Here is a 628-nt window from a genome sequence, read left to right on the forward strand (position 1 = left end):
CAGCCACCTGGCTACAGAACCACTACCAGCAAGCATAAAGTGAGCAGCAGCCTGATTAAGGGACATGTGCTGCTCGATCACAGCTTTCACGACCTTAATACGCAACTCTGGATCAGCACTAACGCCTTTAGGTTTGGGAATTAAACCTTTTTCTCCATGTTTTTCATAGAGGGCAACCCATGTCCTGACCTGGGTTCGGGGGACACCAAAACGTGCCGAGATGATCCTGTAACCATCATCAGTTGTGAAGTAGTGATTCACGACTTCAAGGCGCTTTTCAAAAGGGTATTTTGGCTTTGACATATTAGGGGCTATTCCATTTCATCGTCCAACAAAATGGGTGCAGTACATACTCGTTGGAAATCAACACAGGAGGCTGGGAATGCCGCAGAAATATAGATTACTTTCTTTAATAGTGATTTGTTTCACGCTTTTATTTTTCACCTGGATGATAAGAGATTCACTGTGTGAATTGCATATTAAACAGGAGAGTTATGAGCTGGCGGCGTTTTTAGCCTGCAAATTGAAAGAGTAAGAGTCTTCGGCGGGAAATTATTCCCGCCTTACTTACGGCGTTGCGCATTCTCATTGCACCCAAATTTATTCTTCACAAAAATAATAATAGATT

General features: G+C 43.0%; 3 protein-coding genes. 1 reads left to right on the plus strand and 2 read right to left on the minus strand.

Annotated elements, in window-relative coordinates:
• Positions 1-303 (minus strand): IS3 family transposase (locus tag ACS8YF_RS19845; RefSeq protein WP_024168956.1); only part of this gene is annotated, 303 nt, incomplete at its 3' end.
• Positions 304-382: 79 nt separating this feature from the next.
• On the opposite strand from ACS8YF_RS19845, the gene hokA reads away from it, so the two are divergent.
• Positions 383-535: a type I toxin-antitoxin system toxin HokA gene (hokA, locus tag ACS8YF_RS19850; protein WP_001135732.1), complete on the plus strand. Its 153-nt coding sequence runs from the start codon at positions 383-385 to the stop codon at positions 533-535.
• Here the strand turns inward: hokA and ysaE are convergent.
• The gene (gene ysaE / locus ACS8YF_RS19855) at positions 512-583 is read right to left on the minus strand and encodes a protein YsaE (RefSeq protein ID WP_211180513.1); all 72 of its coding nucleotides are present in this window, start codon (positions 581-583) and stop codon (positions 512-514) included. The genes hokA and ysaE overlap by 24 nt on opposite strands.
• Between the last annotated feature and the right edge of the window lie 45 nt (positions 584-628).

It is taken from the genome of Salinisphaera sp. SWV1, from assembly GCF_052044155.1.
GTDB lineage: Bacteria > Pseudomonadota > Gammaproteobacteria > Nevskiales > Salinisphaeraceae > Salinisphaera.